This is a genomic window from Pantoea sp. CTOTU46764 (assembly GCF_031974595.1).
Taxonomy (GTDB): domain Bacteria; phylum Pseudomonadota; class Gammaproteobacteria; order Enterobacterales; family Enterobacteriaceae; genus Pantoea; species Pantoea trifolii.
The window spans coordinates 1-13396 of sequence record NZ_DALYOQ010000022.1 but is presented as its reverse complement, the minus strand read 5'-3'; the positions used below and the strand labels follow the sequence as shown (position 1 = coordinate 13396).

Sequence of the window (13396 nt, the reverse complement as noted above, 5' to 3'; positions counted from 1 at the left end):
CCCAAACCTTCAGGACAAACCGCGTGGCTGGCGCAACTGGCGCAGCGTTATGGCGTGCCGCTGCCGCGCGTGATGCAGCTCGCCAAACGTTACGGTAGCCACGCGTTGCCGCTACTGGCGCTGATCCAGCAGCACGGCGAGCAAATGTTGCAGCATCACGCCGCCTACAGCGATGTCGAATTACGTTATCTGATTGAACATGAACAGGTTTGTCAGCTGGAGGATTTGCTGGTACGTCGCACCTCGCTGGCGATTTGCGGTGAACTTAGCGCGCCGCTGGTGCAGGAGATCGCCGAAATCATGGCTGCGACGCTCGGCTGGAGCGATAGCGAACGCGCGCAGCAGCTGCAGCGCTGCTGCGCCAATCTGGCGCGTTTGCACGGACTTACCGGCCTTTACCCCACGGTTTTTCAGGAGGAAACACGACATGTTAGTAACTAATAAAGTGCGCATGCAGCGCCTGTTTCAGCACGGCAAATGTCTGGATGTCGCCATCGATCACGGTATCGCCAACGAGCCCGATTTTCTCATCGGTCTGGAGAATATTGAGGGCGTGATGGATAACCTGATCGCCGCGCAGCCGGATGCGATTCAGGTCAACTACGGTCAGGCCGATCTGCTGCAGCGTGTGGCGGGACGCAAACCGGCGCTGGTGATGCGCACCGATGTGGGCAATGCCTATAACGCGGCGCGTCACCGGGAAATGTGGGCGGTGCTGCACAATCCGGATGAACCAATCCTTGCCGCGTTGCAGATGGATGCCGCCGCAGTGGTAGTTAATCTCTATCTGATCCCCGATGAACCGGGCATTTTCCGCATGTGCGTTGAAAACATTGGCCGCCTGCGTCAGGCCTGCGATCGCTACGCCATGCCGCTGATGATTGAACCGCTGGTGATGGCTCCCGCCGGGCAAGGCGCAGCTTACGGCTCACTCGGCGATGTGGAGAAGATTGTGCCGCTGGTACGGCTGGCGCGTGAGTTGGGTGCCGATATTATCAAAGCCGATCCCACTGAGAACGTGGAGGATTTTCATCGCGTGGTGGAAGCAGCGCGCTGTCCCACGCTGGTGCGCGGCGGCGGCAAAGGTGAACTGGCGGGCGTGTTGACGAAAAGCGCCGCGCTAATGGCGCAAGGTGCCAGCGGCATGGTGTATGGCCGCAATGTTTTTCAGCACGATAATCCGTCCCGCGTGGTGAAAGCGCTGATGGCGATTATTCATCAGGGCGCCAGCGGCCCGGACGCATTGGAAATCTATCAGCAGGGTTAAGCCTTACCTGCACCGGCGCTTAAGCGGTGCGCCGTCTTCGCCAGTTGCACGGAGTCGGATATGAAGATAGTCGGTATTGATGCCGGAAACACCATGATCAAAGCGGTGCTGTTTGATCTTAGCGGTCGCGTATTGTCGGTGGCCGAGTGCGCGGGAGAAACCCATCGTCCGCAGGAAGGATACGCCGAACGACCGGTGGCGGATATCTGGCATGGCGTCAGCGATGCGGTGAGCCGTTGCCTGCAGCAGGCGGAGACGCCAGCCAGCGATGTGATTGCGGTTGGCGCGGCCGGCCACGGCAACGGTTTGTACGCGCTGGATAAGCATCAGCAGCCACTGTTTGGTATTCAATCTATCGATCATCGCGCTTGTGACACAGTGCACGCGCTGGAAATGAGCGGCGCGGATAAGCGCATCTACCCGATTTCGCTGCAAAAACCCTGGCCTGCGGCAACGCCAGTGTTGATCAGTTGGATCAAACAACATCAACCCGAACGCTGGGCGCAAATCGGCCATTTACTGTTAGCGAAAGACGTTATCGCCCATTTTCTCAGTGGCGCGATCAGCGCAGATTTCTCGGATGCCGCCGGAGCGGGTTTGATTAATTATCGCGTGCGCGGCTACAGCCGTGAATTGATGGCGCTGTACGGCATCGAAGAGGCGCTCGCCCTGCTGCCCGCACTGCGTGAATCCTGCGAGGTGGTTGGCCATGTCACACAACATGCTGCACAGCTCACCGGATTACCGGCGGGCATTCCGGTAGTTGCGGGCATCTTTGATGTGGTGGCCAGCGCCGTCGGTTCTGGCGTGGTGAACACCGGTGAAGCCTCGATTGTCGCCGGGACGTGGAGCATCAATCAGGTGGTAGTGGATAAACCCGATTATCTGCGCCCGGTATTTATGAACTCCATTATTGAGTCCGATCGCTATATGGCGATTGAGGCCAGCGCCACCTCGGCGGCGAATCTCGACTGGTTCCTGCGCGAATTTGACGACGGTCGCGGCGGTCAAGGCGCGGTGCGCAGCAGCGATAGCGTGGCGCACGTGCAACCCAATGCCCAGCTACCGCTCTATCACCCTTACCTCTATTCCGGACGTAAATCAGAACCGGCCAAAGCCGGGTTTTATGGCTTAGGCGGCTGGCATACGCGCGCCGATATGCTGTTCGCGCTGTTTGAAGGCGTGACCTTTGCCCATCGGGCGCATATCGATCGCCTGCGTGCGGCGGGCATCCCTTTTACGCAGGCCATTTTGTCGGGCGGCGCGGCGCGCAGTTCGTCTGGCCGCAGATGTTTGCTGACGTGTTAGACATACCGATTCGTGTTGCGGAGTGCAAAGAAACCGGTGCGCTCGGCGCAGCATTGTGTGCCGGTGTGGGCGTCGGCGCGTGGCGTAATCTCGCCGAGGCCGCGCAGCAGGCGGTGCAGATCAATCCCGGCGCGCTGCTGCCGCGAGCGGATCGCGTTGCGTTTCACGATACGCGTTATCGGGTGTTTAAGAAGCTGGAGCTGGCGATGCGCGAGATGTGGCAGGAAGCCGGTTGATTTTACTGGCTTAATTTTCTTCTCGCTGCTAATCATGGCTGTCTTATTTACTCTACTTAAGGACATCCGTATGCAGATCAATCAGCTTCCCTTCGGCATTACCACCTGGAACGACATCGCGTCCGAAACCCATCCCGGCGATGCGGGTTTTGCTTTGTGGCGCACCCAACGCTTTGGCGATATTCGGGTCAGGATGGTGGAGTATTCACCCGGTTATCTGGCGGATCACTGGTGCAGCAAAGGCCATATTCTGCTTTGCCTCGAAGGTGAAATGGTGACGGAGCTGGATGATGGTCGCACCTTCACGTTAACGCCAGGCGTGAGTTATCAGGTCGCAGACAATGCAGAAGCGCACCGCTCCTCAACCGTCAGAGGTGCAAAGCTGTTTATTGTTGATTAACAATGCATTAGTTTTATGATCGTACAAAAAATGACAACCTCTGTGCAGTGATGTACACTTGAACTATCAAAATGTTCAAATGAACATTACTCAGGAGGTTGTGATGACAACTGCATCCCCATTCAATCACGGCAACGCCGCACGCGTCTTCGATCCGACGCTGATTCAGCACGCTCAGCAATCTTTTATGGATCAAATGGGCTTGCCGCGTAATCCGCTGAAAGCACATCAGTTGATCACCGAAGGTCTGGACGTTGGCATCGTTGAACGCGCGGCCACGGTGCTGAAAGCAACGCCGCTGGATGTTGCCCAAATGGTCTCGATCGATCGCAATACCTATCGCCGCCGTGAGAAAGCTGGATCGCAACTCTCGGTGGAGCAAGGTGCGCGCGTGTATCAGGTGTTCGAAATTCTGGATGCCGTATTGCAATTATTTGCCGGTGACGTTGACGCTGCCATGCACTGGATGTATCAACCTGCGTTGGCACTGGACGATGCATTGCCAATGGAGATGCTGAGCACGCCTGCGGGCTGTGATGCGGTGTTAACGCTGATTGGTCGCCTGGAACACGGAGTGATTGTGTAATGACGCAACGGAAGGAACCGGATGCTCCCCATCGATTGTTTTATCGTTTAGTGAAAGAAGAGTATGCCAGCGAGGCGTTTAGCGGCGCTGGCGCTGAAAAATGGGGCGGACGCTGGAATCCGCCCGGTATTAAGACGGTTTACCTCAGTAGCTCAAAGGCGCTCGCCACGCTGGAACTGGTGGTGCATGCCGGTAAAGCGATGCTGGAGAAGAGCCGATTTGTGATTTTTACCCTGCCGATCCCTGAGAGCGAAATCATGGCGCTGGACAGCAGTAAGCTGCCCAGCGATTGGCAAAAGTATCAGCAGCAGGAAGAGACGCAGGCGATCGGCGCCGCGTTCCTCGATTTGCAAGGCGGCTTACCTTTGCTGTTGACGGTACCCAGCATTTTGACCGGCGAAGATAACGCCATCCTCAATCCCGACCATCCCGCCGCCGCCGCCCTCTTTGCACAAGCCACTTCAGCGCCCTTCACGCTTGATCGCCGGATCAAAGCGTGACGAGGGTTTTCGTAGGGTGCGTATTCATACGCACCGGGTCACCATAAATGGCGACCCTACAAAGTCGGTTTCGCTAAAGCAAACGCCGCCGTTAAATCAACACGTTGCCAGAATGACTGATCCGCTGTATTGCCAGACAGCGGATAACCGTTTGGCAGCGCGCTTTTCACCATCAGACTGCGAATCTGCGCATCAGACAGCTGCGGCAACGCGGTTTTCAGCAGGATCTCCGCGCCCTGCGGAACTTTGACAGGCGTGTTCTGCACATTGGCTTTTGGCAGGTTGTAACTCATGGTGAAACGATAGAACTGCTTCATCGCAGATGAGCGATAAGGATCGTCCTTGCTATTGCTGCGCGCACACTCAGCCAGCGACGTGCCGCACTCTTTCTCCAGCGCGGCACGCAGTTGATCGCGCGCTTCACTAAACAGCGCCTGATAGCGCGCATCGTTGAGATAGTTTGCCACGTTGCGTTGCGCCACCATGCGCGAACCCATCACATCCAGCGGGTAATGCACGCCCAATACTAAACGCGAATAACCGTAGCGCGCGCCGCGCGTTACCAAGGCTTCAAAACGTTCTGGCACCATTTCGGCCAGCAACAAGGCATCGGTGTAACCGGTGTTGGTATGGCCGCTCGGGAAAGAACCGCCTTCGGCGGTGTAACGCACGTTGTCTGTTACCACCACATCGTCCGGCACCAGATGAATACTGTTGCCCTCACACAGGAACGGTCGCGGATAGTTAAAGTGCTTTTTCGCCGCGCTGGTGCTGACTTCACTGGCTTTGATCAACGCCGCCGCTTTGCCGATCTCACCTTTGTCGTAAGCGGCGAGGAAGGCTTTGCCGAGACGTGGGCCGAGCGCATCAGAGAGGAAATAGAGATAGCTGATCGCTTCCGCATCGGCCAGTGCCTGATGACGCACATTTTGCGTGGCGTTCAGATTGATACTGGTAACGGTGGCCTGGCTGGCATCAAGCACGCTGGCGGGCAACGCGCTAAAGCCGGACAGCAGCGCAATTCCGGTCTGCTGGTTCTCTTTAGTTTTGAAATCGTAGCCGCTTTTTTTCAGCCACTGTTTGTCAGCCTGTTTCGCGGTCTGTTTGGCTTTTTCCAGTTGCTCACGCGTCAGCGTGCTGCTGTCGCCTTGCAGCGCCTGACGTTCAGCTTGCAGTGATTGCTGCTCGAGATCGCTATAAGCGGAGGTGGAACCGGTGGAGGTTGAGCCTGCCAGCGCGGCCGCATCGGGCAGTGAAACCGCATGTGCCTGCTGTGCCAGCAGAAGAACCGTTGCAATCAGTGTGAAGCGGGTTTTCATTATTTTCCCCTGTTATCAAAATATTACCTTGCCGGGGAAACACGCTAGCACTCGGTTATGACAGATTTATTTCACTTAACGACACTGACTGGCACAGTTTTGTACGCAAATTTGTGCCAGCGAGCCGCAGCCGCCGTTATTGTCGTTTTTGCACTGTGATTGCTGCACATAGCAATTCTGCTGACAGGCTGAAACATCGCACTTGGCGGCAATCGGCGTCAGTTGGACCATCGGCGCTTTTCGTTCCGGCTGCCATTGGGGTTGTGCCAGCAAACTGACGCTGAACAGCAAGGCTAAAGCCATTATCCATTTCATGATTGAGTTCTCGCAGGAAGGGTGTAAAGAGTATGGCTGCTGCGGCGCCAATTACCATGCTGAAACAATCGATTCAACCTTTGTCACAAGTTGCCCTTCTACAGTGCATAGATGTGCGCCACTGTAGTGCAGAACAGCAAAGCCAGATGCTGCTGTGCCAATGTAAAATCAAAGAGATAACCACAAGTCGGCTTCCACGCGAATCTGGTACAAAAGTTGCAGTCTCTTATGTATAGCAAAGGAGACGGATATGAAAGCAATTGTGATTGGCGCGGGCATTGGCGGTATGAGTGCTGCGATTGCGCTGGAGAAAGCGGGTTTTGACACTGCGGTGTTTGAAGCAGTGAAAGAGATGAAGCCGGTGGGTGCGGCGATCTCCATCTGGCCCAACGGCGTAAAATGCCTCAACGCGTTGGGTATGAAAGAGCCGCTGCGCGCGCTGGGTGGCAACATGGCGTTTATGGCCTACAACGATGCGCACAGCGGCAGCACACTCACCCGCTTCAGCATGGAACCGCTGGTGCAACAGGTGGGTGAATATCCTTATCCAGTGGCGCGCGCCGAATTGCAGGCGATGCTGATCGATACCTACGGACGTTCGCGCATTAGCTTTGGCAAACGCGTCACGCAGGTTGAACAAACTGAGCACGGCGTCACCGCCTGGTTTGATGACGGTAGCCAGGCCGAAGGCGATTTCCTGATTGCCGCCGATGGCACGCACTCGGTGCTCCGCCACTATGTACTGGGCGAAAGCGTCGAACGTCGTTACGCCGGTTACGTCAACTGGAACGGCCTGGTGACGATTGATGATGCGATTGCGCCCGCCGATCAATGGACCACTTTTGTTGGCGAAGGCAAACGCGTGTCGCTGATGCCGGTCAGCGATAACCGCTTCTACTTCTTCTTTGATGTCCCATTGCCAAAAGGCTTGTCGGAGGATCGCGCCACGCTGAAAAGTGACCTTAAAGGCTACTTCAGCGGCTGGGCCGAACCGGTGCAGCGCCTGATAGAACGTCTTAACCCGGAAACCACCAATCGCGTGGAAATCCACGATATCGAACCCTTTAGCCGTTTTGTTAAAGGTCGCGTGGCGTTGCTGGGCGATGCCGCGCACAGCACTACGCCGGATATCGGGCAAGGCGGTTGTGCGGCGATGGAAGATGCAGTGGTGCTGGCGCAGACGCTGGCGTCACACTCTTTGGGGATTGAGGATGCGCTGTTGCGCTATGAAAGCCGTCGCGTGGAGCGCACCAAAAATTTGGTGTTGAAGGCCCGCAAGCGCTGTGATGTTACCCATGCGAAAGATGTGGAAGTGACGGCGGCATGGTATGCGGATTTGAAAAATGAAACCGGCGAGCGAGTGCTGGCCGGTATGTGCGATACGATTGAAGGCGGTCCGTTCGGTTGAACCAGGTCGCCATCAATGGCGACCCTACGACTCTAATCCACGGTTTTTCAGCATTGGGCCGATTTCCGGCTCTTTGCCGCGCCACGCCAGCCACAGATGCTGCAAATCGGTGCTGTTTCCGCGAGACAGAATATGCTCGCGGAACTGCTGACCGTTTTCTCGCGTTAATCCCCCGCGTTCGACAAAGGCTTGATAGCCGTCATCGGCCAGCATCTGCGTCCAGATATAGGCGTAATAGCCAGCTGCATAACCGCCGCCCCAGATATGACGGAAATAGCTGGAGCGATAGCGTGGTGGAACCGCCGCCAGCGCAATGTTTTCGGCCGCCAATGCCTGTAATTCAAAGTGGCTGACGTCCTGCGGATTGTCGTGCGTGGTCAGTGAATGCCACTGCAAATCCAGCAGCGCGGCGGCGAGCAGCTCGGTCATGTCGTAGCCTTTGTTGAACTTCGCGGCACGCACCATCTTGTCGCGCAGCTCGGCCGGCATCGCCTCACCGGTTTTGTAGTGGCGCGCATAGTTGGCAAACACCGCTTCGTTGCTGGCCCAATGCTCATTAATCTGCGACGGGAATTCGACAAAATCACGTGGCGTGGCGGTGCCCGATAAGCTCGGATAGCGTTGCGACGCGAACAAGCCGTGCAGCGCATGACCAAATTCATGGAACAGCGTGATCACCTCATCCCAGCTCAGCAGCGCCGGCTGACCTGCCTGCGGCTTGGTGTAGTTGCACACGTTGTAGATCACCGGTTTGGTGCCGAGCAGCGTGGTTTGGTCGACGAAATTACTCATCCACGCGCCGCCGCTTTTGTTATCACGTTTGAAGAAGTCGGTGTAGAACAGCGCCAGCGGCGTGTCGTCGGCATCGAAAATCTCGTAAACGTTGACGTCGGGATGATAAACCGGCAGATCGTGGCGTTGGCTAAAGCGGATGCCAAACAGCTGACTGGCCGACCAGAACACGCCCTTCTCCAACACATTATTGAGTTCAAAGTACGGGCGAATTTGGCTCTCATCCAGCGCGTATTGGGCTTTGCGCACCTGCTCAGCGTAGAAATTCCAGTCCCAGACGCGCAGTGGGAAACTGTGATGCGAGGCTTCAATCGCCTGCTGGATATCGGCGGCTTCGCGTTCCGCGCGGGCCCGCGCGGCAGGTACGATATTGCGCATAAAGGCAAAAGCCGCTTCCGGCGTTTTCGCCATCTGATCCTGCATGCTCCATTCGGCATAGGTTTTGAAGCCCAGCAGACTCGCCTGCTGGGCGCGCAGTTGCGCCATACGTAACACGATGTCGCGCGTGTCGTTATCATCGCCCTGCTCGCTGCGCGTTAGCGCCTGCTGGAACAGCGCTTCACGCGTGGCGCGCACTTCAAGGGCTTGCAGCGCCGGTTGCTGCGTGGTGTTTTGCAGCGCAATTAACCATTCGCCGTGCAAACCACGCGCTTCGGCCGCCGCTTTGGCGTGCGCCAGCTCTTCCTCGCTTAATCCGGCCAAGGCCGCCACATTGCTCACCACATAAGCACCGGCTTTAGTGGCAGCCAGCAACTTGTTGCCGAAACGGGTGCTGAGGCTTGCTAATTCCTGATTGCAGGCACGCAGCTGGGTTTTATCCGCGTCGTTCAGGCTGGCGCCTGCCAGTTGGAAATGCTGCCAGGTGACTTCCGCCAGACGCATCGCTTCAGCATCCGGACACTGCGATCCTCGATGCTGGTAAACCGCATCGAGACGAGCGAACAGCTGGCTATTCAGGCAGATTTCATCATTGAGCGCGGTCAGCTGCGGGGTAATCAGCTCATCGATTTCCTGCAGGCGATCGCTGGTGTTGGCAGAGGTCATGGCGCCGAACACCAGATTGACGCGCTTCAGCAACTGGCCGCTGCGCTCCAGCGCCTCAAAGGTGTTGAGAAAGGTGGGCGCTTCGCTGTTCAGGGCGATGCTGGCGATCGCCGCCACTTCGCGCCGTTTCTCTTCAATGCCCGCTTCCAGCGCCGGCAGAAAATCCTCTTCCTGAATCTGGTCAAATGGCGGGGTTTGATACGGCAAGGTGCTGGCGGTGAAAAACGGATTAGCTCGTGAATTCATTATCGCTCCTGATAATCAGCAACGCCGCACGGTGGCGGCGGGATGGTTCTATCCTGGCAGTTTCCTCGTCACTCAACAACTTATCGCCTGCTGTTGATAGACGCTGATGATTTCCCCCGCCACCGCCACGGCAATTTCCGCCGGTAACTTGCCCTTCACATCCGCTAAACCAATCGGGCAACGCAAACGCGCAAGGGAATCTGCCGTAATGCCTTTGCCCTCTAAGCGATAACGAAAACGCTGGGCTTTGGTGGCAGAGCCAATCACACCGGCATAGCGAAAATCGCCGCGCCGCAAGATCGCTTCGCTGAGCGCCAGATCGAGCGGATGATCGTGCGTCATCACCACAAAGTAGCTGTCGGGCGCGGCTTCCCGCACGCAGTCGAGCGGATCTTCAACCTGACGCACCGTCACGCCGGGCGGCACGGTGCGAAACTGCGCGGCGCGGCTATCAATCCACGTAATGTGGCACGGCAAGGTGGCGAGCAGATTCACCAGCGCCTGGCCGACGTGGCCTGCGCCGTACACCTGGATTTCCGGCTGCTGCTGCATCAGCGGTTCAAACAGCAAAGTTGCGTGACCGCCACAGCATTGGCCGAGGCGCGCAGCCAGCGCAAACTCTTCACTGCGCGGCTGGGTGCAGCGCTGCTGCAGCATCTCGCGCGCCTGCGCAATGCATTGATATTCGAGATGGCCGCCGCCAATGGTGAGAAAAGTGTCAGTGGCGCTGACCACCATTTTGCTGCCGCGATCGCGCGGCACGGAGCCCCGCTCGCTGAGCACGGTAATCAGTACACAGCTTTCGCGTTTTTCCCGCAGGCTGTGCAATACGCCGATCCAGTCATGATAAATCATGGTCCGCTCCTGATAAGCGCTGAATCCCCCAGAACACCCGCTCCGGCGTGGCGGGCGCGTCCAGCTGTGGGTGGCGACGATAGTTATCGACGCTGGCAACCGCATCCTGCAACGCGCACCACACAGCGATGCCCAACATAAACGGCGGTTCGCCGACGGCTTTGGAGTGAAACACCGTGTCCTGCGGGTTTTTGCGGTTCTCTACCAGCGTGACGCGCAAATCACTCGGTACATCGCTGATCGCCGGGATTTTGTAACTGGCCGGGCCATCGGTGAGCAATTTGCCCTTGTCGTTCCACACCAGCTCTTCGCAGGTGAGCCAGCCCATGCCCTGCACAAAACCGCCCTCAACCTGGCCGATATCAATCGCCGGATTCAGCGATGCGCCCACGTCATGCAAAATGTCGGCGCGCAGCAAACGGTATTCACCGGTCAGCGTATCCACCAGCACTTCACAGCAGGCCGCGCCGTAGGAGAAGTAATAGAACGGTTTGCCGCGTCCGGCGGCGCGATCGTAATGAATGCCTGGCACTTTATAGAAACCGGTGGCGGAAAGCGGCACCTGATTAAGCCACGCTTGCTGCGCAACCTGGGCGAAGGTGAAGTGTTTCTCGCCGACGCGCACAATGCCGTTGCTGAAATGCACCGCTTCTGCCGCGCATTGATGTTGCTGACACAGCATCTCGGTTAGGCGATCGCGCAGGATTTGTGCGGCATTTTGCGCCGCTTTGCCGTTGAGATCGGCCCCGCTGGACGCCGCAGTTGGCGAGGTGTTGGGCACTTTGCCGGTATCGGTGGCAGTCACCTGAATCTGGCTGATATCAATCTGCAACACTTCCGCCACAATCTGCGCCACTTTGGTGTTTAAGCCCTGACCCATTTCGGTGCCGCCGTGATTGAGTTGCACCGTGCCATCGGTATAAATCAAAATCAGCGCGCCCGCCTGATTGAGGAAGCTGGAGGTAAAGGAGATGCCAAATTTCACCGGCGTCAGCGCCAGTCCGCGTTTCATAAAACGGTTACTGGCGTTAAACGCGCTGATTTCACGACGCCGCGCGGCGTATTCGCTGCTGGTTTCAAGCTGCGCGGTCATCTCATCCAGCAGATTGTCTTCCACCTGCTGATGGTAATGGGTGATGTTGCGATCGGTTTTGCCGTAATAGTTACGTTTGCGTAGTTCGAGCGGATCTAATCCGAGCTCGCGTGCGACGTGATCCATGATCTGCTCAATCGCCACCATACCTTGCGGTCCGCCGAAGCCACGATAGGCGGTGTTCGAAGCGGTATGCGTGCGGCAACGATAGCCGGTAATCAGCGCATCGCCGAGGTAATAGGCGTTATCGGCGTGGAACATCGCGCGATCGACTATCGATCCGCTGAGATCGAGCGAATAACCGCAGTTGCCGGCCAGATCGATCTTCACGCCACAGAAACGACTGTCGTCATCGACGCCAACATCGTAGCGGACAAAAAACGGATGGCGTTTGCCGGTGATCTGCATGTCGTCGCGGCGCGCCAGGCGCATTTTCACCGGTTTACGCAGCTGACGCGCGGCAATGGCACACAAACACGCCACGCCCGCCGCCTGCGTTTCTTTACCGCCAAAGCCGCCGCCCATGCGCCGCATATCAATGGTGACTTTGTTCATGGTGATGCCCATCACTTCCGCGACCAGCTTCTGCACTTCGGTGGGGTTTTGCGTCGAGGAGAACACCTGCAAAGTGTCATCTTCGCCGGGGATCACCAGCGCCGTCTGAGTTTCCAGATAGAAATGTTCCTGACCGCCGATGTGAAATTCGCCCTGAATACGACGTGATGCACGCGCCAGCGCGGCTTCGGCATCACCGCGTTGGTGAATATGCGGCTGCTGCACAAAGAAGCGCTGTTCCAGCGCTTCACGCACGTCGAGCACCGCCGGCAGAGCTTCATACTCAACAATTGCCGCTGCGGCACCGGCACGCGCTGCTTCCGGAGAATCAGCCGCCACGGCTATCACGATCTGACCGAAATATTCGATTTTGTCCTGCGCCAGCAGCGGATCACCGGGTTCCAGCGGACCGACATCATTGAGGCCCGGCACATCGCGCCAGGTCAGTACGCTGACCACGCCAGGCACCGCGTAACACGGCTGCACATCCAGTTTGGTGATGCGCGCATGCGCGTGCTCGCTCAGTCGTGGACAGAGATGCAGCAATCCCGGCAGATCGGGCTTGTCGTCGATATACAGCGCTTCACCGGAGACATGCTTGTCGGCACTTTCGTGTTTGTTACTGCGCCCCACGCCCGTTTGCATGCCGGTGGCGAACTGGGTTTTCAGCAGCGTTTCGTTCAGTTCCGGACGGTTATGAGACATAGCGCGATACCTCAGTAATGGTCAGCTCGCCAGACGCTTGTGCGTAATAGCGGCGCAACAGATTGCGCGCCACCTGCAGGCGATAGTCGGCGCTGGCGCGAAAGTCGCTCAGCGGCTGAAAATCCTCGCTCAATGCGGCGCAGGCTTTTTCGATGGCGCTGAGATTCAGCGGCTGGCCCAGCAATTGTGCTTCAGCCGCCAGCGCGCGTTTCGGCGTAGCGGCCATGCCACCAAAAGCCAGTCGCGCTTCCACAATCACACCTTCCTCGACTTGCAGATTGATGGCGGCAAATACGGCGGAAATATCATCATCCAACCGTTTCGCCACCTTCCACGCTGTAAAGTTGGGTGACGCCGTCACTTTAGGGATGGTGATGCTGCGAATGAATTCCCCCGGCAGCAAGACCGTTTGGCGATAGGCAGTAAAGAATTGATCGAGCCGAACTTCTCGCTGCTTATCGCCCTGCTGCAAAATCAGACGCGCATTCAGTGCCAACAGCATGGGCGCGCAATCACCAATCGGCGATGCGTTACCAATGTTGCCGCCGAGCGTGCCCTGATTACGGATTTGCAACGAGGCAAAACGCTCTAGCATGCTGCTAAACGCCGGAATGTACTGCGCTAAAAACTGGTAGCAATGATGCAATGAGGCGGCAGCACCGAGATGGAGATGTGTTTCATCTTCGTGGCAGGACTTCAACTCATCGACCTGCTCCAGCGCAATCAGCAGCGGCAGCGTTTTATACTGCTGCGTCACCTGAAGCGCC

At 57.2% G+C, this 13396-nt stretch carries 12 protein-coding genes and 1 pseudogene; 7 read left to right on the top strand and 6 right to left on the bottom strand.

The annotated features are described in order from the left end of the window. The 6 genes and pseudogenes from RTM06_RS10065 to RTM06_RS10040 all read left to right on the top strand — a co-directional run. Positions 1 to 441, top strand: a 441-nt coding sequence (locus tag RTM06_RS10065) for a glycerol-3-phosphate dehydrogenase C-terminal domain-containing protein (protein ID WP_312181850.1), incomplete at its 5' end; no start/stop codon positions are given. Further along, positions 428 to 1267: an aldolase gene (locus RTM06_RS10060; protein ID WP_312181848.1), complete on the top strand. Its 840-nt coding sequence runs from the start codon at positions 428 to 430 to the stop codon at positions 1265 to 1267. The genes RTM06_RS10065 and RTM06_RS10060, both read left to right, overlap by 14 nt. 60 nt (positions 1268 to 1327) lie before the next feature. Then, positions 1328 to 2811: pseudogene (locus RTM06_RS10055) on the top strand (FGGY-family carbohydrate kinase). 70 nt (positions 2812 to 2881) lie between these two features. After that, positions 2882 to 3211 (top strand): DHCW motif cupin fold protein, encoded by a 330-nt coding sequence (locus RTM06_RS10050; RefSeq protein WP_312181846.1) that lies wholly within the window; start codon positions 2882 to 2884, stop codon positions 3209 to 3211. 103 nt (positions 3212 to 3314) lie between these two features. After that, complete coding sequence (locus tag RTM06_RS10045) at positions 3315 to 3797, top strand: antitoxin Xre/MbcA/ParS toxin-binding domain-containing protein (protein WP_154193487.1); 483 nt, start codon at positions 3315 to 3317, stop codon at positions 3795 to 3797. Continuing rightward, a complete protein-coding gene (locus tag RTM06_RS10040) occupies positions 3797 to 4297 on the top strand; it encodes an RES family NAD+ phosphorylase (RefSeq protein ID WP_256696477.1) in 501 nt (166 codons plus the stop codon). Before RTM06_RS10045 ends, RTM06_RS10040 begins: the two co-directional genes overlap by 1 nt. A 56-nt stretch (positions 4298 to 4353) precedes the next feature. Here the strand turns inward: RTM06_RS10040 and RTM06_RS10035 are convergent, their stop codons facing one another. Beyond that, complete coding sequence (locus tag RTM06_RS10035) at positions 4354 to 5616, bottom strand: phosphatase PAP2 family protein (RefSeq protein ID WP_312181838.1); 1263 nt, start codon at positions 5614 to 5616, stop codon at positions 4354 to 4356. Between the two features lie 75 nt (positions 5617 to 5691). Then, complete coding sequence (locus tag RTM06_RS10030) at positions 5692 to 5919, bottom strand: hypothetical protein (protein WP_409455797.1); 228 nt, start codon at positions 5917 to 5919, stop codon at positions 5692 to 5694. Between the two features lie 262 nt (positions 5920 to 6181). Here RTM06_RS10030 and hpxO point away from each other — a divergent pair, with 262 nt between their 5' ends. Further along, positions 6182 to 7339, top strand: a complete 1158-nt coding sequence (gene hpxO / locus RTM06_RS10025) for an FAD-dependent urate hydroxylase HpxO (RefSeq protein WP_312181834.1) — start codon at positions 6182 to 6184, stop codon at positions 7337 to 7339. Positions 7340 to 7363: 24 nt separating this feature from the next. Here the strand turns inward: hpxO and dcp are convergent, their stop codons facing one another. The 4 genes from dcp to RTM06_RS10005 all read right to left on the bottom strand — a co-directional run. Further along, on the bottom strand, positions 7364 to 9421 hold the full coding sequence (gene dcp, locus RTM06_RS10020) for a peptidyl-dipeptidase Dcp (protein WP_312181832.1): 2058 nt from the start codon (positions 9419 to 9421) through the stop codon (positions 7364 to 7366). A 72-nt stretch (positions 9422 to 9493) separates the two neighbouring features. Beyond that, a complete protein-coding gene (gene xdhC, locus RTM06_RS10015; protein WP_312181830.1) occupies positions 9494 to 10276 on the bottom strand; it encodes a xanthine dehydrogenase accessory protein XdhC in 783 nt (260 codons plus the stop codon). Further along, the gene (gene xdhB / locus RTM06_RS10010; protein ID WP_312181827.1) at positions 10263 to 12629 is read right to left on the bottom strand and encodes a xanthine dehydrogenase molybdopterin binding subunit; all 2367 of its coding nucleotides are present in this window, start codon (positions 12627 to 12629) and stop codon (positions 10263 to 10265) included. Before xdhB ends, xdhC begins: the two co-directional genes overlap by 14 nt. After that, on the bottom strand, positions 12619 to 13396 hold a 778-nt coding region (locus RTM06_RS10005), incomplete at its 5' end, for an FAD binding domain-containing protein (RefSeq protein ID WP_312181825.1). The genes RTM06_RS10005 and xdhB, both read right to left, overlap by 11 nt.

What these genes read in the sequence shown, in the direction of transcription:
- RTM06_RS10045 (WP_154193487.1), top strand. Translation starts at nt 3,315, where the DNA reads ATGACAACTGCATCCCCATTCAATCACGGCAACGCCGCACGCGTCTTC.
- hpxO (WP_312181834.1), top strand. Translation starts at nt 6,182, where the DNA reads ATGAAAGCAATTGTGATTGGCGCGGGCATTGGCGGTATGAGTGCTGCG.
- RTM06_RS10050 (WP_312181846.1), top strand. Translation starts at nt 2,882, where the DNA reads ATGCAGATCAATCAGCTTCCCTTCGGCATTACCACCTGGAACGACATC.
- xdhB (WP_312181827.1), bottom strand. Translation starts at nt 12,629, where the DNA reads ATGTCTCATAACCGTCCGGAACTGAACGAAACGCTGCTGAAAACCCAG.
- dcp (WP_312181832.1), bottom strand. Translation starts at nt 9,421, where the DNA reads ATGAATTCACGAGCTAATCCGTTTTTCACCGCCAGCACCTTGCCGTAT.
- RTM06_RS10040 (WP_256696477.1), top strand. Translation starts at nt 3,797, where the DNA reads ATGACGCAACGGAAGGAACCGGATGCTCCCCATCGATTGTTTTATCGT.
- RTM06_RS10035 (WP_312181838.1), bottom strand. Translation starts at nt 5,616, where the DNA reads ATGAAAACCCGCTTCACACTGATTGCAACGGTTCTTCTGCTGGCACAG.
- RTM06_RS10030 (WP_409455797.1), bottom strand. Translation starts at nt 5,919, where the DNA reads ATGGCTTTAGCCTTGCTGTTCAGCGTCAGTTTGCTGGCACAACCCCAA.
- xdhC (WP_312181830.1), bottom strand. Translation starts at nt 10,276, where the DNA reads ATGATTTATCATGACTGGATCGGCGTATTGCACAGCCTGCGGGAAAAA.
- RTM06_RS10060 (WP_312181848.1), top strand. Translation starts at nt 428, where the DNA reads ATGTTAGTAACTAATAAAGTGCGCATGCAGCGCCTGTTTCAGCACGGC.